Raw genomic sequence first — 18,662 nt, 5'->3', positions numbered from 1 at the left:
CCCGGCCGGCGGGCCGCTCAGCGGCCGGTGAACTCGGGCGGGCGCTTCTGCAGGAACGCCCGCATCCCCTCCTTCTGGTCCTCGGTGGCGAACAGCGCGTGGAACACCCGGCGTTCGTAGCGGACGCCCTCGGCGAGCCCGAGCTCCAGCGCCCGGTCGACGGCCTCGCGGGCCGCCCGCACCGCCGGCCGGCTGTGGGCGGCGATGGTGCGGGCCATCTCGAACGCCTCGGCCTGGAGCCGGTCGGCCGGCACCACCCGGGCGACGAGACCCGAGCGTTCGGCCTCCACGGCGTCCATGGTGCGGCCGGTGAGGATGAGGTCCATCGCCTTGGCCTTGCCGACCAGGCGGGTGAGCCGCTGGGTGCCGCCGATGCCGGGGATCACGCCGAGCCTGATCTCCGGCTGCCCGAACACCGCCGTGTCGGCGGCGATCACCGTGTCGCACAGCATGGCCAGCTCACAGCCGCCGCCCAGCGCGTAGCCGGCGACGGCCGCCACCTTCGGGGTCCGCAGCGCGCCGAGCCGTTCCCAGCCGGCGAAGTAGTCGTCGGCGGCCATCTCGGGCGCGGTGCGCTCGGCCATCTCCCGGATGTCGGCGCCGGCCGCGAAGGCGCGTTCCGAGCCGGTGACCAGGAAGCAGCCGACGTCCGGGTCGTCGTCCAACGAGGTGAGCAGGGTGGTGAGTTCGTTCATCAGCTCGCTGTTGAGCGCGTTGAGCACGGCGGGGCGGTGCAGGCGGACGGTGACGACGCGCTCGTCCCGTTCCACCTTCAGGTGGTTGAGGTGCATGAGGGTTACCTCCGTGGGGGTGCGGGTCAGGAGTCCCAGATCGCGCCGTAGGCCGGGATGCCGCGTCGCTCCAGGCCGTGCACGACGCGCCAGGTGAGGCTCTTGTTGGAGATGCAGATGACCGCCTCGGCGCCGAAGTCGCGGTAGGCGGCGTAGGCCAGGGCCACCATGTCGGGCTTGCCGCGCTCGGTGGTGTCCCAGACGCGGGCCTCCGGCTGGACGGCCAGGATCTCGTCCACCAGCGCGTCGCCGTAGGTCAGCCGGGGGGTGCGGGTGGCCCAGACGAGCAGCGACGGCACCTCGCGGGCCAGCAGGTGCGGCAGGCAGGGCCCGATGCCGCTGCCGGTGGCCACGTAGACGACCCGGGTGAACAGCGTCTCGATGTTGGCGACCCCGGCCGTGGTGATGCCCTTCACCCAGACGCGGTCGGGCCGGTCGTCGATGAAGGAGCCGGTCCAGTCACCGGCCCGGGAGATGGTCAGCCGGAAACCGCTGCGGCCGGGCGACGGCACGTTGGCGAACGAGTGCCACTCGAACAGTGGGCGGCGGCTGATCGTCGTCGACGAGCCGGCGAACGGCGTCACGCCGTGGTCGAAGCGGGCCAGCACCACGTGGTTCGAGGGCCGCTCGATCGCCACCGGCACCCGGCGCAGCCGCAGCCAGGGCAGCGCCACGCTCGCCGTGACCAGCGCCAGCGCCCAGAGTTCCGGCGCCGCGAGCGGCGATCCGCCGCGCTCCCGCAGGACCAGCGCGGTCTGTGCCCAGAACAGCAGCAGCACGCCCCAGCCGCCGAAGCGGTGGATCAGTTCGAAGCGGTCGTGGTGGCGGGAGCGGAACGGCGGCAGCGCGGTGGCCACCAGCAGCACGAGCAGCGCGCTGAGCGCGATCGACACCGCCACGGTGGCCGCCGGCGCCCCGTCGATCACCAGGACCGGCAGCAGGGCGAGGAACCAGGCGGTGCCGGCCGTGGCGCCGCCGACGTGCAGCCCGCCGAAGTGGTAGACCTTCGCCAGCGTCCAGCGGATCCTGAGCGGCCAGGTCACCGGGGCGCTGGTGGCGATCCTGAACAGCGCGTTGATGACGTACTGCTGGCGCACCACCACGCCGAGCGTGAGGTTGGCCAGCGCCGCGTAGGAGAGCGAACGGGCCGAGAGGCCGTCGCCGTCCGCGAGCCCGAGGCCGAGCGCCGCCAGGTTGACCGCCCAGACCAGCGCGACCAGCCGGTTGTAGTGCATCAGCCGGGGGTGTTTGAGTATCCGCCGCGGCCAGGGGATGAGCGGCGGCAGCGTCACGACCGCGGCGTCGCGCACCGGGGCCGTCACGACGCTGCCCCGTGCAGCTCGGCGGGGTGGGCGGCCGGATCGGCGAGGTGCGCCGCGAGCCGCAGCAGCGCGGTCTTGTCGATCTTGCCCCGGCTGGTCCGCGGGAGCGCTTCGAGCGCGTACACGGCCTCCGGCACGCAGTAGTAGGGAAGGGCCGCCGCCACGGCGCGGCGGGCCGCGGCGGGGGAGAGCCCGCCGGGGGAGACGAAGGAGACCAGGGTGCGGTCGTCCAGCCTGACCGTGGCGGCCCTGGCGCATCCCGGCATCGACTCGAGCACGGCGGAGACCGAGTCGAGCTCCACCCGGAAGCCGCGGACCTTGACCTGGTCGTCGGTCCTACCCAGGTGTTCGAGCTCGCCGTCGGACGTCCAGCGGCCCAGGTCCCGGGTGCGGAACATCAGCCGCCCGGCGCCGAGGAAGGGGTCGGGGGCGTAGCGCTCGGCGGTGAGCTCGGGGTTGTCCAGGTAGCCGGCGGATATCCCGTCGCCGCCGGCCCACATCTCGCCGATCTCGCCGATCGGGCAGGGGCGGCGCCGTTCGTCCAGGACGTACACGGTGTTGTTCGGGGTCGGCCGGCCGATGGTGAGCCGGGCGGCCGAGGGCCGGTGCAGCTGCATCGTGTTGACGATGGTGGTCTCGGTCGGCCCGCAGCCGTTGTAGAAGGCGCAGGTCCGCGCCCACCGGTCGGCGAGCGCCAGGGGGCAGGGCTCGCCGGCCACCGCCACGGTCCTGACCCGCCGGCACCGGTCGGGGTCGAGGGCGCTGAGGATGGTGGGGGTGGCGATGACCACGTGGCAGTCCCGGACGGCGCGGGCGATCTCCCGGCCCCTGATGACCAGGGTGGCGCCGTGGCTGAGCGCCCCCAGGATCTCCCAGGCGGCCATGTCGAAGGCGATGTTGAGGATCTGCGCCACCCGGTCACCCGGCCGGATGCCGAGGTCGCCCGGCTGGGTGAGCAGCAGGTTGCAGACGTTGCGGTGGGTGACGGTCACGCCGTTGGGCCGGCCGGTGGTCCCCGAGGTGAAGAGCACGTAGCAGCCGGCGTCGGGGTCGGCGGCCGGTCGTGGCGGGAGGTCCCGGCAGACGACGTCGGCCATCACGTGGTCGACGGCGACGACCGTGTGGTCGTCGCCGTCGGCGGGCACGAGCTCGCGGTACCGCGACTCGGTCAACACCACCCGGGCCCCGGTGGCCCGCCGCACGTGGGCGAGTTGGGCGGCCGGGGTGGTCCCGACGTCCTGCGGCGCGTAGGCGGCGCCAGCCTTCAGCGTGGCGAGCAGCCCGACCAGCATCGGGACGGAGCGGCGCAGAAAGAGACAGACCCGGTCGCCGGGGCCCACGCCGTGCCCGGCGAGCAGGGCGGCGAGCCGGTCGGCCTGGCGGTTGAGCTCCCCGTAGCTGATGGTCGCGCCCTCGTGTTCGGCCGCGATGGCCAGGGGCCGCAGCGCCGCCTGTTCCTCGAAGGCGTGGTGGATGTGCGTGTGGGGCACGGGCCGCAGCGGGCCCTGACCGAAGGCCCGGAAGAGCCGGCGGTCGTGGCCGTCAAGACGGCGCAGAGCGTGCGATAAGGCCCGGATCTCGGGCACCTGTCGATGGTCCATGGTGGGAATGCCTTCCTGGTGTCACAACGTGTCACAACCCGAAACGCACCGGCGGGAATGGCTTTCCTCCGCCGTAGATCACACAGATCCACCCAGCCCCATGGGTAGCCTCATGGCTCGCTCTGAACGGTCTCAGACTTTCGTCAAAATTGGAACAACGCGATCCGCGGTCCCAACTTCCCCTACCTTGCGGCCAGTTCTGCCTGAGGTGGGTCGCCGGCGGTCGGCAGGCGTGGGTCGCGCCGCATGACACCCCAGCCGAGCAGCAGGCAGCCCGCCCAGGCGGCGCCCACGTAGAGCGAGATCCTGGCGTCCTTGTCGACGCCCATCAACACGCCCACCAGCAGCAGCGCGAGCAGCGCCACCACGCTCGCCACCGCGCCGCCGGGGGCGGGGAACGACGAGACGGGCAGCCGGCCGGCGAGCACGCCGCGCCGGTAGCGCAGGTGGCTGACCAGGATCATCGACCAGGTCCACAGGCCGCAGGCGGTGGCCACGGAGGTGACATAGCCGAAGGCCTTCTCCGGCACCAGGTAGTTCAGCACCACGCCGATGCCCATCAGCGCGACCGAGACGGTGATCCCGAACGCCGGCGACTGGCGCCCGTTGAGCCGGCCGAAGCGGGACGGGGCCTCGCCGTTGGCGGCCAGGTCGCGCAGCATCCGCCCGGTCGAGTACATGCCGGAGTTGCAGGAGGAGAGGGCCGCGGTGAGGACCACGAAGTTGACCAGGGCGGCGCCGAAGGGCAGCCCGATCGCGGCGAACGCGGCGACGAAGGGGCTGATCCCGGCGTCGAACTCGGTCCACCTGACCACGGCCAGGATGACCGTGAGGGAGCCCACGTAGAACAGCGCGATCCGCCAGGGCAACGTGTTGATCGCCCGGGGCAGCGAGCGCCGCGGGTCGGCGCTCTCGCCCGCCGTGACGCCCACCAGCTCGATCGCGATATAGGCGAACATCACGCCCTGCAGGGTCATCAGGCTGGAGCCGATGCCGTTGGGGAAGAAGCCGTCGTGCGACCAGAGGTTGGAGACCGTGGCCGTCTCGCCGGCCTGCGAGAAGCCGAACGTGAGCACCCCGAGGCCGACGACGATCATGCCGATGATCGCGGTGACCTTGACCATCGAGAACCAGAACTCGATCTCGCCGAAGAGGCGCACCGAGAGCAGGTTGGCCCCGAAGAGCAGCACCAGGAAGACCAGCGCGCTCACCCACTGGGGGATCTCGGGGAACCAGTAGTGGACGTAGATGGCGGCGGCCGTCAGCTCGGCCATGCCGGTGACCACCCACAGCAGCCAGTACGTCCAGCCGGTGGCGTAGCCGAAGAACGGGCCGAGGAACTCCCTGGCGTACTCGGCGAAGCTGCCGGAGACCGGCCGGTAGAGCAACAGCTCGCCGAGCGCCCGCATGATCACGAAGACCACGCAGCCGGCCAGCGCGTACATCAGGACGAGGCTGGGCCCCGCCTTGGCGATGTTGGCCCCGGCACCCATGAAGAGACCGACGCCGATGGCGCCGCCGATGGCGATCATCTGCACCTGGCGGCTCCCGAGGCCGCGGTGGTAGCCCTCCTCCAGCGTGGCCGGCGAGCCCCCGGTGGTGGGCGTGTACTCGTGTGTCGTCATGGGCGGCGTCTCTCCGGGTCGGCTCCCGGCCTGCGCGCCGTACCCCGCGTGCCGGAATTGTGGGGTCATGACGGAAAGGATACTGATTGTCGAGTTTTCTCCGGTGCGGTGATGCGTCGCTCGCCGGCGTTGGTCGGCCCGCGCCCCCCTGCGGGGCCCGGGCCGACCACCCGGCGGCTCCCCCGCCCTCAGCGGCGTGCCTCCGCGTGGTGTGCCAGTTCCGCGTGCGGGTCGGGGACGCCGGGCGTCGGCGTGGGGTCGGCGTGCACCAGGGTGGCCGTGAGTCGGGGGACCGCGTGCAGCAGGGCGTGCTCCGCCGCCACGGCCACCCGGTGCGCCTCGCGGACACTGAGCTGGCCGTCCACCACGATGGCGACCTCGGCCCGCAGCCGGTGGCCGATCCAGCGCATCCGGAGTTCACCGATCTCGACGACGCCCGGCACCTCGTGCAGCGCGGTCTCGGCGGCGTCGACGAGTTCGGGGTCGACGGCGTCCATGATCCGGCGGAACACCTCGCGGGCGGCGTCGCGCAGGACCAGCAGGATGGCCGCGGTGATCAGCAGGCCCACGATCGGGTCAGCGAGCTGCCAGCCGATCGCGGCCCCGCCGGCGCTCAGGAGCACGGCGAGCGAGGTGAAGCCGTCGGTGCGGGCGTGCAGCCCGTCGGCGACGAGCGCGGCCGAGCCGATCTCCCGGCCGATCCGGATGCGGTAGCGGGCCACCCACTCGTTGCCGACGAAGCCCACCACGGCGGCCGCCGCCACCGCGGGGACGTGGTCCATGTCCCGCGGGTCGATCAGTCGGTCGATCGCGGTCCAGGCGGCGAGCGCGGCCGAGGCGGTGATCGTCAGCACGATGACGATGCCGGCCAGGTCCTCGGCGCGGCCGTAGCCGTACGTGAAGCGGCGGGTGACGGCGCGGCGGCCCAGGAGGAAGGCGATGCCAAGCGGCACGGCGGTCAGCGCGTCGGCGAAGTTGTGGATGGTGTCCCCGAGCAGCGCGACCGAGCCGGAGATGACGACGATGACGACCTGGAAGACGGCGGTGACGCCGAGTACGACCAGTGAGATCCACAGTGCGCGCATGCCGCGGGTCGAGGACTCGAGCGCGTGGTCGACCTTGTCGGCGGACTCGTGGGAGTGCGGGGTGACCAGGTGGGTCAGCTCGTGCCACAGCCGGGTCAGCCGCCCACCGCCGTGCTCGTGGTCGTGGTCATGTGCGTGGTCATGGGTGTGCGATGCGCTCACAGCGAGCCCTTTCGACGCGCCGCCCTGCTCGGCGGAGGTGGACACCGGGCGTGCCCCTCCCATTATGTGCATATGAGCGCACGCATGCATCTATTAGCTGCGCATCGTTCGCAGCCGCGAGCGCCTCGCCGACCGGACGGGACGACCTAGTCGCCCTCCTCCGGCGACTGCTCGGGGCCGAGCTCCGCGATGACGTGGACCGCCGCCTCCTCCGCCGAGGCGGCGCCGCCGTCGATGCCCATGTCCTGGGCCGAGGGGCCGTCGCCGCCACGCAGCGGGTAGCGCTCGTCCACCTTGACGAGACGCCCCGCGCGCGCGTCGCCGACCTCGTCGTCCACCGGCTCGCCGGCCATCCCCGGCTGGTCGCCGATGCCGTCGCCCTCGGGCTCCGCGACCTCGGGCAGCTCCTCGTTGAGCCGCTGGTCGAGCGACTCGCGGTCGTGCTGCTCCCTGGCCGTCGTGCCGTACCGGCTCGCCGCGAACGGCCGTTCCGGTGGCGAGTACCCCTGGTCCAGCGTCTCGTCCTGCTGCGGCTCGTCGAGCGCGTTGTCCAGGTCGACGTCGACGGGGTTGTCGTCCTGGTCGTCGTCGGCTCGCGGCGGCTGGTAGACCTCGTCGCCCATTTCGTCCTCCGGCGTGCTCGACATTTCGCCTCCTCCCGGGGCGGGTCAGCCGTGCAGGTCCGGCTTCAGCAGGACCTTGGTCCAGCCGTCCACCCGCTTGTCGAACCGGTCGTACGCCAGCGGCGCCTGATCGAGCGGCAGCCGGTGGGAGACCACGAAACTCGGGGTCGCCCGACCGGCGATGATCAGGTCCCGCAGCTGCCGGTTGTACGCCTTGACGTTCGCCTGCCCGGTGCCCATCCGCAGACCCTTCTCGAAGAAGTGGCCCATCGCGAACAGCAACTCGCCGTGCTTGGCGCTCTCATTCGGGCCGCCGGGGTCGGCGGGCACGTAGAGCCCAACCACCCCCAGCATCCCGGTCGGCCTGACGGCCTCGACCAAGGTGTTGAGCACCATCGCCGGCTGCTCCTCGCCCTCGCGCACCGTGGCCTGGTAGCCCACCGCGTCGATGCCCTTGTCGGTGCCCTCGCCGCCGGTGTGCTCCTTGATCTGCTCGGCCGCGTCGCCGCGCGAGTAGTCGATCGGCGTGGCGCCGATCTGCTCGGCGAGCCGCAGTCGGTCCTGCTGCCGGTCCACGACGAACACCCGCGAGGCGCCGCGCAGCAGCGCCGAGTACGCGGCCATCAGTCCGACGGGGCCGGCGCCGAAAACGCAGACCGAGTCGCCGGGTTGGACATCGGCCAGCTCGGTGGCGTGGTAGCCGGTGGGGAAGATGTCGGCGAGCAGCGCGAAGTCGTCCTCGTGCTCGTTGCCCTTGGGCAGCTGGAGGCAGTTGAAGTCCGCGAACGGTACCCGCAGGTACTCGGCCTGGCCGCCCCGGTAGGGCCCCATCGAGACGTAGCCGTAGGCGCCGCCGGCGAAGCCCTGGTTGACGGTCAGACAGAAGCCGGTTCTCCCGGCCAAACAGTTCTTGCAGAACCCGCACGCCACGTTGAAGGGCAGGACCACGCGGTCGCCCTTCTTGACGGTGGCCACGCCCGAGCCGACCTCCTCGACGATCCCCATGTTCTCGTGGCCGAAGACGATGCCCGACTCCGCGCCCGTTCTGCCCTCGTACATGTGCAGGTCGGAGCCGCAGATCGCGCTCGTGGTGATGCGGATGACCACATCGGTCGTGGCCTCCACCCGCGCGTCCGCCACCTCGTCGACGGACACCGAGTAGGGCTCGTGGTAAACGACCGCCTTCATCAGCTACCTCCCCGGGCGTGGGGTTCGATATAAGTACTTTGTTCTATTTTATGCGCCGGGGTTCGGCCCGGCGACCTCACCGTCGCCGGCCGCCCGCCGCACCCCGGCCGCCTGCTCGGCCAGGCCGGTCCTGGCAGCCATCCGCGCACGCTGCGGCAGCACCGTGTACCGGGGGTCACGGGCCGAGGCCAGGCCGGCGTGGAAGATCCCGAGCCTGGTGCACGCCGAGGCCGCCAGCAGCGCGGCCCCGGACACCGCCGCCACGGTCCTGCTCCGGCCGCCGAACAGCCAGCCGGCCGCCGCGCCCGCCACGCCGAGCCGCCGCGCCGCGTCGAGCAGCCGACCGGCCGTGCCGCCCTCGTAGGTCTCGGCCACCACGCCGGCCCGGCGCCGGACGGTCCGCAGCACCGCGAGATCGGTCACCGTGCCCAGCACGGCGGCCCGCCTGGCGGGCCGGTTCTCGGCGCGCGGTCCTGCGATCAGCGCCATCCCGGCCGCGGCGGCCGCGGCCGAGCCGACGAACACGTACGGCAGCTCGCGGTGGGCCGTGTGCCAGGCCGGCACCGCCGTGTCCGCGATCAGCACCCCGGTGTAGGCCGCCACCGCCGGGCCGAGGCAGGCGGCGCCCGCGGTCGCGGCCCGACCGGCACGGGGCGCCCGGCCGGTCAGCTCGCTCAGGGCGGCCGCGCCGGCCAGCGGGCCGTAGCCCGCCAACAGCCAGGAGCCGACGCTCATCGGCGAGGTCGGCTTGAGCACCCGCAGCATGTTGACGAACCGCTCCGGCCTGCCCAGGTCGTTGACCAGCGCCACCACCGACAGCGAGACCGCGCCGAGCGAGCTCAGCTTCATCGCCCGCGCGGTCGCCGTCCTGCCGGTCAGCTGGGCCCCCGCCGCCAGCACCGAGCCGGCGCCGGCGAGCCCGCCGAGGAACAGATAGCCGGCGATGTCCCTTGGCTCCCAGGCCGGCGCCTTGATCACCGGCCGGCCGTAGTAGGACTCGGCGGGCGTCGGCCGCGCGGCGCCCGCCGCGGCGCCGCGCGGCCGACGGCATCCGACGCGAACAGCGCCTCCCGCCCGGGGCGCACCCCGGCGAGACCGTCGCGCCTGACTTCCGCCTCACTCATGCCGTCCTCCGTCTCCTGTCCTTCAACCCTCAGGGCCGCGCCGCCCGGCGGCGGCCCGCGAAGGCCGCCGCCAGGCCGCCGAGCAGGGCCAGCGCCGCCGTCCCCGCGTGCCGCCACATCACCGGCAAGTCCCTCGTGGTCACCACCGGATCCGGCGGCAGGCCGTACACCTCCGGCTCGTCGAGCAGCAGGAAGAACGCGCCGGCGCCGCCCACCCCGTCCGCCGGGTCGGCCCCGTAGAGCCTGGCGTCCGGCACCCCGGTCTCCCGCAGCCGCGCCACTCTGGCCGCCGCCCGCTCCCGCAGCTCGTCCAGCGGGCCGAACTGGATGGAGTCGGTGGGGCAGGCCTTGGCGCAGGCCGGCTCCTGCCCGGCGCCGAGCCGGTCGTAGCAGAGGGTGCACTTCCAGGCCCGACCGTCGCCCTCCCGCTGCTCGATCACTCCGTAGGGGCAGGCCGGCACGCAGTAGCCGCAGCCGTTGCAGACGTCCTCCTGCACCACCACCGTGCCGAACTCGGTGCGGAACAGCGATCCGGTGGGGCACACGTCGAGGCAGGCGGCGTGCGTGCAGTGCTTGCACACGTCGGAGGCCATCAGCCAGCGAAGCCCGCCGTCGGCGTCGCCGCCGTCGGGCCCCTGGGCGGCCAGCGCCAGCACGTCGAGGTCCGGATGCTCGACCCCGGACCGCTGGCCGCCGAGCGGCCTGGTCTGCTCGATGAACGCCACGTGCCGCCAGGTCGAGGCGCCGAGCCCGCCGGTGTTGTCGTAGCTCATCCCGGTCAGCGGCCCGCCGTCCGCCGGGACGGCGTTCCACTCCTTGCACGCCACCTCGCACGCCTTGCAGCCGATGCAGACCGACGTGTCGGTGAAGAACCCGACGCGCGGCGGCGCCTCGGCGTGCCCGGCGTCCGCGGCCACCTCGGGCTCGGGACCGGACAGCAGCCGGCGCCACCGCCCCTCGCGTTCGGCCGTCGTCATGGGTCAGACCTCCAGTCCGGTTCGCGGGGAGACGCGGGCGCGCCGCCGGTAGTCGTCGAGCAGGGCGCGCAGCTCGGGGCCGCGCGGGCGCCGGCCGGGGCGGATGTCCGCGGTCAGCGCCTTCACCTCCTGGATGTGGACGTTGGGGTCGAGCACGATCGAGGTCAGCTCGTTGGCGGCGTCGCCCCGGCTGAGCCCGTTTGTCCCCCAGTGGTAGGGCAGCCCGATCTGGTGGATCGTCCCGCCGTCCGCGCGCAGCGGGCCCATCCTGGGAGTGACGTGCACCCGGGCCTCGATCGCGCCGCGCGCGGTGACCACGGTGGCCCAGCCGCCGTGGGCGAGGCCGCGCTCGGCCGCCAGCTCGGGGGAGACCTCGCAGAACATCTCCGGCTGCAGCTCCACCAGGTAGGGCGACCAGCGGGTCATCCCGCCGGCGGTGAAGTGCTCGGTCAGCCGGTAGGTGGTCACCACGTAGGGGAAGACCGCCGCGCCGGGTTCGCCGGGCGTCGGGTGGTACTCGTTGCCCTCGCGGGCGAACGTCAGCCGCACCGGCGAGCGGTCGTGCTCGGGGTGCAGCGGGTTGGCGAACGGCGAGTCCTGCGGCTCGTAGTGCGTCGGCAGCGGCCCGTCGGCGAGCCCGGCCGGGGCGAACAGCCAGCCCTTGCCGTCGCCCTGCATGACGAACGCGTCGTCGCCGCGCAGCGCCGCCACGCCCGTGGCGTCGTCCGGCGGCACGTGGTCCGGGGCCAGGGTCGCGGGGAAGTCGGGCACGTCGTGCCCGGTCCACCGGCCGGCCGCCGGGTCCCACCACACGTACGCCTTGCGCTCGCTCCACGGCCGGCCGTCAGGCGCGGCCGACGCGCGGTTGTACAGCACGCGGCGGTTGGCCGGCCAGGCCCAGGCCCACTCGGCCGCCACCCAGTCCTGCTCGTCGCCAGGACGGCGCCGCGCCGCCTGGTTGACACCGTCCGCGTAGACCCCGCAGTAGATCCAGCAGCCGCAGCTGGTCGAGCCGTCGTCTCGCAGCTCGGTGTACGAGGACAGCGGGGCGCCGTCCGGGCCCCGCCCGTTGATCTCGGCGAGCACCGCGTCGGCGATCGGTTCCTGGGTCGGCCCCTCGGTCGGGTAGTCCCAGGCCAGGTCGAGGAAGAGGCGGTCGGCCGGGTCGGTGGAGCCGGCCAGCTTCTCCCTGATCCGTCGCCCCAGGTGGTAGGCGAACCACAGGTCGCTGCGCGCGTCGCCCGGCGGCTCGACCGCCCTGTGGTGCCACTGCAGCCAGCGGTTGGTGTTGGTGAACGAGCCGGACTTCTCGGTGTGCGCGGCCGCCGGGAAGAAGAACACCTCGGTGGCCACGTCCTCGGTGCGCAGCTCGCCGTTCTCGATCTCGGGGCCGTCCCGCCACCAGGTCGCCGACTCGATCAGCGAGAAGTCCCTGACCACCAGCCAGTCGAGCTTCGCCATGCCGAGCCGCTGCAACCGGGTGTTGGCCGAGCCGACCGCCGGGTTCTCGCCCAGCAGGAAGTAGCCCTTGCAGACGCCGTCCAGCTGCGCGAGCACCGTGTCGTAGGTGCTGTGCGAGCCGGTGATCCGCGGCAGGTGGTCGAAGCAGTAGTCGTTCTCCGCGGTGGCGGCCGCGCCGTAGTAGGACTTCAGCAGGCTCACCACGTACGCCCGCGCCTCGGCCCAGAAGCCCTTGCGGGTGCGCACCGTGTCCACGAACGAGTCGAGGTCGGGGTGGAGGTGCCCCTGCGGCATCGGGATGTAGCCGGGCAACAGGTTGAACAGGGTCGGGATGTCGCTCGACCCCTGGATGCTGGCGTGGCCGCGCAGCGCCTGGATGCCGCCGCCGGGGCGCCCGATGTTGCCGAGCAGCAGCTGGAGCACGCAGGCGGCCCTGATGTACTGGGCGCCGACCGAGTGTTGGGTCCAGCCGACCGCGTAGGCGAAGGCGCTGGTGCGCTCCGGGCCCGAGTTGGTGGTGAGCGCGTCGCAGACCCGGGCGAAGGTGGCGCGGTCCACGCCGCAGACCCGCTCGACCATCTCCGGGGTGTAGCGGGCGTAGTGCCGCTTGAGGATCTGGTAGACGCAGCGCGGGTCGGTCAGCGTCTCGTCCCGCTCGACGTGCGGATGCACGCGGGCGCCGCCGGAGCCGTGCGACTCGGCGCCGCCGGCCCGCTGCTGCGCGGCCAGCTCCGAGGCGTCGCCCGGCTGCGCCTGCTGGCTGCCGGCCGGTGCCCGCACCGTGTCGCCCGCGTAGCGCCAGCTGGTGGGGTCGTAGTGCCGGCGCTCCTCGTCGAGCCCCGAGAAGACGCCGGCCAGGTCCTCGGTGTCCTGGAACTCCTCGCCGACGATCGTGGCGGCGTTGGTGTACGCGAGCACGTAGTCGCGGAAGTCCTTGCCCTCGGTGAGCACGTGGTTGATCAGCCCGCCGAGGAAGGCGATGTCGCTGCCGGCCCTGATGGGCACGTGTAGGTCGGCCAGGGCGCTGGTCCTGGTGAACCTGGGGTCCACGTGGACGATGGTGGCGCCGCGCGCCTTGGCCTCCATCACCCACTGGAAGCCGACCGGGTGGCACTCGGCGAAGTTGGAGCCCTGGATCACCACGCAGTCGGAGTTCTGCAGGTCCTGCATGAAGGTGGTGGCGCCGCCCCGGCCGAAGGAGGTGCCGAGGCCGGCGACCGTGGCGCTGTGGCAGACCCGGGCCTGGTTCTCGATCTGCACCACGCCGAGGCCGGTGAGGAGCTTCTTGATCAGGTAGTTCTCCTCGTTGTCGAGCACCGCGCCGCCCAGGCTCGCGATGCCGAGGGTGCGCGCCACCCGGTCGCCGTTCTCCTCCCAGCGCCAGGTCTCGCGGCGGGTCCTGATCACCCGGTCGGCCACCATGTCCATGGCCGTGTCCAGGTCAAGCGGCTCCCAGTCGGTGGCGTGCGGGCGCCGGTAGAGCACCTGGTGGCGGCGGGCCTCGCCGGTGACCAGCTGGAGGGTGGCCGCGCCCTTGGGGCAGAGCCGGCCGCGGCTGACCGGCGAGTGGGGGTCGCCCTCGATCTGCGTGACCTGCTCATCCTTGACGTAGACCTGCTGGCCGCAGCCCACCGCGCAGTAGGGGCAGACGGACGACACCACCCGGTCGGCCGTGGCGGTGCGGGGCCGCAGCCGCTCGGTCGCCCGGGACTTCGCGGCGGCGCCGCGACCGAGCGGATCACCGCCGGTCAGCTGCCGGTACACCGGCCACTCCTGGATCCAGCGCCGCGTGCCCATCTCTGGCCCCTTCCCTTCGGGTGTCTCAGGGTCAGTTTCCCGTTCCGGGTATATTTACCGACTTATGCCGGATATCCACCCGATTGCGCCATCGAGACGTGGGTGTCGCGAGGGTCCCGTAACCGGTTGTGTTGCTGACACGGCGTATGACAGGATGCCGCGATTCGATCGCACATCGACTGGAGCTCCCGTGACCTACGTCGCCGTCGAGGCCCGCTACGAGGACATGCCCTATCGGCGAAGCGGCAGGTCGGGGCTGCGGCTGCCCGCCGTCTCCCTCGGTCTGTGGCACAACTTCGGGGACGGCAACCCACTGGAGACGCAACGCGCCATCCTGCGGCGCGCGTTCGACCTCGGGGTCACCCACTTCGACCTGGCCAACAACTACGGGCCGCCGCCCGGCGCCGCCGAGCGCAACTTCGGCCGGATATTCGCCTCCGACCTGCGTCGCTACCGGGACGAGATCATCGTCTCGAGCAAGGCCGGCTACCACATGTGGTCCGGGCCCTACGGCGAATGGGGCTCCCGCAAGAACCTGCTGGCCAGCCTCGACCAGAGCCTGGGGCGGCTGGGCCTCGAGTACGTCGACGTCTTCTACTCGCACCGGCCCGACCCCGACACCCCGCTCGAGGAGACCATGGGCGCGCTGGACGCCGCGGTCCGACAGGGTAAGGCGTTGTACGTCGGGATCTCCAACTACTCGGCGGCCCAGACCCGGGAGGCCGCCCGCATCCTGCGCGAGCTCGGCACCCCGCTGCTGATCCACCAGCCCTCCTACTCGATGCTCAACCGCTGGGTGGAGGACGACGGCCTGCTGGACGCGCTCGACGAGGTCGGCGCCGGCTCCATCGTGTTCTCGCCGCTGGCCCAGGGCCTGCTGACCGACCGCTACCTGACCGGCGTCCCCGAGGGCTCGCGCGCCGCGGGCGACAGCCCCTTCCTCTCCCGCGCTGGCATCACCCCTGAATACCTGGCCAGGGTCAGGAAGCTCAACGACCTCGCCGCCGAGCGCGGCCAGAGCCTCGCCCAGCTGGCCATCGCGTGGGTGCTGCGGGGCGGCAGGGTCACCTCGGCGCTGGTCGGGGCGAGCAGCGTGGCCCAGTTGGAGGACAACGTGGCGGCCGTGCGGAACCTCGACTTCAGCGAGGAGGAGCTGGCCGCGATCGAGGCGACGCTGGCCGAGTAGCAAGCCTGCCCCGCCGCGCGGCCGGTGCCAAGCGGACAAATCGCCACCAGCTGCACGGCGGAGCGGGCCGCGCTCCGTCAACGTCGCATATTTTCCCCCAGAGTTACTTCACTAAGCTATCGAAGTTGCCTAGAGTGGTGACAGCCGTCCGCACCGTGACCAACGGCACACGGCCAGCTCGACCCGTTCGACCACACCGACCAGGGGGCGCACAGTGACGAGGAGGACCCGGTACGCGTTGATCGGCACCGGCGACCGGGCGCGCGCCTATGTGCGGGCCCTGCTCCGCGAGCACCGCGAGACGGCCGAGCTCGTCGCGCTGCTGGACGCCGTCTCCCTCCACCTGGACCGTTTCGAGGACTACATCCGCGCGCTGGCCGTGGACGGCAGATCCCCCGTGCGGTATGGCGCCGGCGGCCTCGAGCGCATGATCGGCGAGCAGAAGATCGACCGCGTCATCCTCACCACCCCCGACGCCACCCACGCCGACCTGACCTGCCGCGCGCTGCTCGCCGGCGCCGACGTGATCGTGGAACCCCCGCTGGCCATGGACCCCGCCGGCACCCGGGCCATCGCCGCCGCGCTCCAGGCGAGCGGCGGCGACGTCGTGGTCGCCTTCGACCAGCGTCACGCGCCGGCCCACGCGGCCCTCCGCGAACTGATCGCCGCCGGCCGCCTCGGCGAGGTCACCGCCGTGCGCGCCGACTGGCCCTCGGGCCGTGACCCGCTGCTCGGCCAGGCCTCCCACCACTTCGACCTCGTCAACTGGTGGCTCGACGACGTCCCGGCCCGGGTGTCGGCCACCGCGGGCGACGACCTCCCGCTCACCGTGGCCGTCACCTACCGGGGCGGCGCCACGCTCCGCTACACCCGCCTCCCCGAGGGCGAACGCCGTCGGGTGGTGATCGACGGCACCGAGGGCACCGCCGAGCTGACGGGCGACGACCGGCTGACCCTCCGACGGCGCGGCGAGCGGAAGGCCAGGGACCTGCCGATCCCCGGACCCTCGACCGACGCCGACGCCCGGCTCTTCCACGCGCTGTTCCGCCCTCACGAGACCGACCCCCCGGCGCCCCGCGCCCCCGACGTGGCGGCCGGCCTCGACGCCGCGGCGATCACCATCGCCGCGACCCGCTCCCTTGCGGGCGGCCTCCCCGTCGACATCGCGGAACCGGACCCGGCCGTGACGTGAGGGCGGCTTCCGCCCAGGACCGGCCGCGGTCCGGCCACGCCTGGGCACGACCGGAGCACCGTGCACAGGCGGCGCACCGAACTGAGCACCGTGCGCGGTGGTCTGCGGGCAGGGCCCTTTCTACGGTCGTTGGCGACGGAAGGGGCTTGATGTGATCAGTATGAAGAAGGTGTCCGCGACCGGTTCGGCCGCTGCTTCGCGGCGCGGGTGGGCCAGGCGGTCGGCGTTCGTCGCCGCCGGCGCCGCACTGGCACTCACGGTGAGCGGCACCCTGTCCACCGCGGCGGCGGCGACCTACTGGAAGTTCGAGAACGTCGCGGAGTACGGCATGTGTCTCACCGGAGAACCGAGCGGCAACGTCTGGATCAGCAGGTGCGACACCGACAACGGTGGCCGTCAGCAGTGGGACTTCCTCAGCAGCAGCGGCGACTACAGCAGGATCCAGAACCGGGCCACCGGTGAGTGCCTCACGACCGACAACGAGACGGCGACCAACTCCGTCTGGCTGTCCTCGTGCGGTGGTCTCGGCCAACTCTGGCACTACGAGGCCGAGAACGGGACCATCCGGCAGATGAGCTACGGCACCTACCTGCGGACCAGCCCGGTGAGCCAGGACGTCCACACCTCGTCCCTCGGGTCGAATCCGGAGATCGACAACCGGCACTACGAGTGGCGGGGCACGCACGACTGAGGCCCTCGGGTCACCCCGGAGGCGTCGCGGGCGGCGGGCCGGGCGACGCGACCGGCACGTAGCCGAGGTCGACCGGGGGACGGGGCGGCCCCTCGGCCAGAAGTTGGCGGAGCCGCGGGGGCCACACGGGTTCGGCCGCGGGGTCGGACAGGTCGGTCGGCGACCACCAGCGCCAGGCCAGAATGCCGTCGCCGGCGTGCGACGCGGTCAGGTCGCCGATCGGCTCCCGGCGCGGGCCGTGGGCCAGGAAGATGACCTCGTGCTGGCGCACCGGCACCCCGGCCCGCGTGAAGTCGTGGATCCAGGTGCAGAGGACGCGGTCGCCGTCGAGCGGGACATCGGCCCAGCCGGTCTCCTCGCGGAGCTCGCGCGCGGCCGCCTGGAGCCGCGACTCACCGGGGTCGAGGCCGCCGCCCGGCATCGCCCAGTGCACGCCGACCTCCTCGTTGTCGTACCGGAGGAGCAACACCGCCCCGTCGGGGGCCAGCACCGCGACTCTGGCCGCTTCCCTGAGGATCCGCACGCGCCCATCCTCCCAACCGGTCGGCGCGGCCTCGACGGCGGCCCGGCGGATGCGGATATCACCCTCAGCTACCTTGTCATCTCGTCGGCCCGGGCAAGGAGTTGAAGATGAACGCACAGGACCCGCGGGACACGGCCAGGAGGCTGCGGGCGATCGGCGACGAGCTGGCGGACCGCTTCTACGAGCGGGCCGACGTGGTGCGGACGCTGGTGGTGACGCTGCTGGCCGGGCAGCACTCGTTGGTGCTCGGCCCGCCGGGAACGGCGAAGTCCGCGATGGCCCGGGAACTCACGGGCCGGATCGAGGGGGCCGCCTACTGGGAGATCCTGCTGTCCAAGTTCACCGCGCCGACGAGGATGTTCGGCCCCGTCGACGTCGCCGCCCTGGCCCGGGGCGAGTACCGCCAGGTCTACGACGGCCGCGCCACGACCGCGCATGTCGCGTTCATCGACGAGATCTTCAAGTGCTCGACGGCGGCGTTGAACGAGACGCTGGGCTACCTCAACGAGCGGATCTACCACCCGGAGAGCGGCGGCGAGCCGATCCGCTGCCCCCTGATCGGCGCCATCACGGCGAGCAACGAGCTGCCCGCCGGCGAGGATTCGGCCGCGATCTACGACCGGCTGCTGGTGCGGATCGAGGTCGGATACCTGGAAGACCCCTCGAACTTCGCCGCGTTGGTCCGCTCCGCCGTCCGCCGCCCGGAGGCACCGACCAGGACCACGGTCGAGCTGGCCGCGTTGCGGCACGCCGTGACCGAGGCCGTCCCGGCCGTGGACGTCCCGGACCCGATCGTGGACGCGGTGTGCACGCTGCGGGCCGCCCTGCGCCGCAGGGAACTCGTCGCCTCCGACCGCCGCTGGCGGCAGTCGGTCCGCCTGCTCCAGGCGTCCGCGTACCTCGACGGCCGCCCGGCGGTCACCGAGACCGACCTGTCGGTGCTGACCCACGTGCTGTGGGACTCGCCCGCCGAACGCCCCACCGTCGAACGCGAGGTGCTGCACCTGGTCAACCCGGACGCCCGGGAGGCGCTCGACCTGGCTGACGCGATCGAGGAGTTGGAGGCCCAGCTCGACGCCATGGCCGGGCAGTCCCGCGAGGCGCTGAGCGAGTGGGTCATCAAGAAGGCCCACAACAGGCTGGCCATGGCGGGGAAGCGTCTGGAGCGGCTGCGCGCGGAGGCGGTCAGCGCCGGCCGCTCCACCGCCGCGATCGACCGGGTCACCGGCCGCCAGCGCGCCGTCCGCGCCCGCGTGCTCACCGAGGCACTCGGCGTGGACGCGAGCACGGTGCGGCACCAGCTCTGAACACCCG

The 18,662-nt window shown here is 72.7% G+C and carries 16 protein-coding genes; 4 read left to right on the top strand and 12 right to left on the bottom strand.

The features are described from left to right. Positions 1-17: 17 nt before the first annotated feature. The 11 genes from E1265_RS03740 to fdh all read right to left on the bottom strand — a co-directional run bounded on the left by E1265_RS03740 (position 18) and on the right by fdh (position 13,756). Entirely contained in the window at positions 18-791 is a 774-nt protein-coding gene (locus E1265_RS03740; RefSeq protein WP_132928753.1) for an enoyl-CoA hydratase-related protein, read from the bottom strand. Between the two features lie 26 nt (positions 792-817). Next, the gene (locus E1265_RS03735; protein ID WP_243740512.1) at positions 818-2,113 is read right to left on the bottom strand and encodes a hypothetical protein; all 1,296 of its coding nucleotides are present in this window, start codon (positions 2,111-2,113) and stop codon (positions 818-820) included. Next, on the bottom strand, positions 2,110-3,714 hold the full coding sequence (locus E1265_RS03730; protein ID WP_132928752.1) for an amino acid adenylation domain-containing protein: 1,605 nt from the start codon (positions 3,712-3,714) through the stop codon (positions 2,110-2,112). The genes E1265_RS03735 and E1265_RS03730 overlap by 4 nt, the downstream gene beginning before the upstream one ends. Positions 3,715-3,896: 182 nt before the next feature. After that, the gene (locus E1265_RS03725; protein WP_132928763.1) at positions 3,897-5,339 is read right to left on the bottom strand and encodes an amino acid permease; all 1,443 of its coding nucleotides are present in this window, start codon (positions 5,337-5,339) and stop codon (positions 3,897-3,899) included. Positions 5,340-5,527: 188 nt separating this feature from the next. After that, positions 5,528-6,586, bottom strand: coding sequence for a cation diffusion facilitator family transporter (locus E1265_RS03720; RefSeq protein WP_243740511.1), 1,059 nt, complete (start codon positions 6,584-6,586; stop codon positions 5,528-5,530). A gap of 146 nt (positions 6,587-6,732) precedes the next feature. Next, positions 6,733-7,233 (bottom strand): DUF5709 domain-containing protein, encoded by a 501-nt coding sequence (locus E1265_RS03715; protein WP_132928750.1) that lies wholly within the window; start codon positions 7,231-7,233, stop codon positions 6,733-6,735. A 21-nt stretch (positions 7,234-7,254) separates the two neighbouring features. Next, a complete protein-coding gene (locus tag E1265_RS03710; protein WP_132928749.1) occupies positions 7,255-8,397 on the bottom strand; it encodes a glutathione-independent formaldehyde dehydrogenase in 1,143 nt (380 codons plus the stop codon). Positions 8,398-8,445: 48 nt separating this feature from the next. Further along, complete coding sequence (gene nrfD, locus E1265_RS03705) at positions 8,446-9,375, bottom strand: NrfD/PsrC family molybdoenzyme membrane anchor subunit (protein WP_132928748.1); 930 nt, start codon at positions 9,373-9,375, stop codon at positions 8,446-8,448. After that, positions 9,372-9,521: a hypothetical protein gene (locus E1265_RS36805; protein WP_165953636.1), complete on the bottom strand. Its 150-nt coding sequence runs from the start codon at positions 9,519-9,521 to the stop codon at positions 9,372-9,374. Before E1265_RS36805 ends, nrfD begins: the two co-directional genes overlap by 4 nt. A 29-nt stretch (positions 9,522-9,550) precedes the next feature. Beyond that, positions 9,551-10,498, bottom strand: coding sequence for a 4Fe-4S dicluster domain-containing protein (locus tag E1265_RS03700; RefSeq protein ID WP_132928747.1), 948 nt, complete (start codon positions 10,496-10,498; stop codon positions 9,551-9,553). A gap of 3 nt (positions 10,499-10,501) precedes the next feature. Next, entirely contained in the window at positions 10,502-13,756 is a 3,255-nt protein-coding gene (gene fdh / locus E1265_RS03695; protein WP_132928746.1) for a formate dehydrogenase, read from the bottom strand. A gap of 190 nt (positions 13,757-13,946) precedes the next feature. Between fdh and mgrA the strand changes: the two genes are divergently transcribed. From mgrA to E1265_RS03680, 3 genes are all read left to right on the top strand, one after another. After that, complete coding sequence (gene mgrA, locus E1265_RS03690) at positions 13,947-14,942, top strand: L-glyceraldehyde 3-phosphate reductase (RefSeq protein ID WP_279571399.1); 996 nt, start codon at positions 13,947-13,949, stop codon at positions 14,940-14,942. Positions 14,943-15,156: 214 nt separating this feature from the next. Beyond that, positions 15,157-16,134 (top strand): Gfo/Idh/MocA family oxidoreductase, encoded by a 978-nt coding sequence (locus tag E1265_RS03685; protein WP_132928744.1) that lies wholly within the window; start codon positions 15,157-15,159, stop codon positions 16,132-16,134. A gap of 160 nt (positions 16,135-16,294) precedes the next feature. Beyond that, entirely contained in the window at positions 16,295-16,825 is a 531-nt protein-coding gene (locus E1265_RS03680) for an RICIN domain-containing protein (protein ID WP_243740514.1), read from the top strand. 10 nt (positions 16,826-16,835) lie between these two features. Here E1265_RS03680 and E1265_RS03675 read toward each other — a convergent pair whose 3' ends face one another. Beyond that, complete coding sequence (locus tag E1265_RS03675) at positions 16,836-17,348, bottom strand: NUDIX domain-containing protein (protein ID WP_132928742.1); 513 nt, start codon at positions 17,346-17,348, stop codon at positions 16,836-16,838. 107 nt (positions 17,349-17,455) lie between these two features. Between E1265_RS03675 and E1265_RS03670 the strand changes: the two genes are divergently transcribed. Next, complete coding sequence (locus tag E1265_RS03670) at positions 17,456-18,655, top strand: AAA family ATPase (protein WP_132928741.1); 1,200 nt, start codon at positions 17,456-17,458, stop codon at positions 18,653-18,655. Positions 18,656-18,662 lie beyond the last annotated feature (7 nt).

The organism is Streptomyces sp. 8K308, assembly GCF_004348315.1.
Classification (GTDB): domain Bacteria; phylum Actinomycetota; class Actinomycetes; order Streptomycetales; family Streptomycetaceae; genus Streptomyces.
Note: the sequence above shows the minus strand (reverse complement) of the source record. Positions and strands in the feature narration are given on the sequence as shown.

Excerpts from the sequence above, each read along its gene's own strand:
- E1265_RS36805 (WP_165953636.1), bottom strand. The coding sequence starts at position 9,521 with ATGAGTGAGGCGGAAGTCAGGCGCGACGGTCTCGCCGGGGTGCGCCCC.
- E1265_RS03700 (WP_132928747.1), bottom strand. The coding sequence starts at position 10,498 with ATGACGACGGCCGAACGCGAGGGGCGGTGGCGCCGGCTGCTGTCCGGT.
- E1265_RS03730 (WP_132928752.1), bottom strand. The coding sequence starts at position 3,714 with ATGGACCATCGACAGGTGCCCGAGATCCGGGCCTTATCGCACGCTCTG.
- E1265_RS03725 (WP_132928763.1), bottom strand. The coding sequence starts at position 5,339 with ATGACGACACACGAGTACACGCCCACCACCGGGGGCTCGCCGGCCACG.
- E1265_RS03680 (WP_243740514.1), top strand. The coding sequence starts at position 16,295 with ATGAAGAAGGTGTCCGCGACCGGTTCGGCCGCTGCTTCGCGGCGCGGG.
- fdh (WP_132928746.1), bottom strand. The coding sequence starts at position 13,756 with ATGGGCACGCGGCGCTGGATCCAGGAGTGGCCGGTGTACCGGCAGCTG.
- E1265_RS03710 (WP_132928749.1), bottom strand. The coding sequence starts at position 8,397 with ATGAAGGCGGTCGTTTACCACGAGCCCTACTCGGTGTCCGTCGACGAG.
- E1265_RS03715 (WP_132928750.1), bottom strand. The coding sequence starts at position 7,233 with ATGTCGAGCACGCCGGAGGACGAAATGGGCGACGAGGTCTACCAGCCG.
- E1265_RS03670 (WP_132928741.1), top strand. The coding sequence starts at position 17,456 with ATGAACGCACAGGACCCGCGGGACACGGCCAGGAGGCTGCGGGCGATC.
- E1265_RS03740 (WP_132928753.1), bottom strand. The coding sequence starts at position 791 with ATGCACCTCAACCACCTGAAGGTGGAACGGGACGAGCGCGTCGTCACC.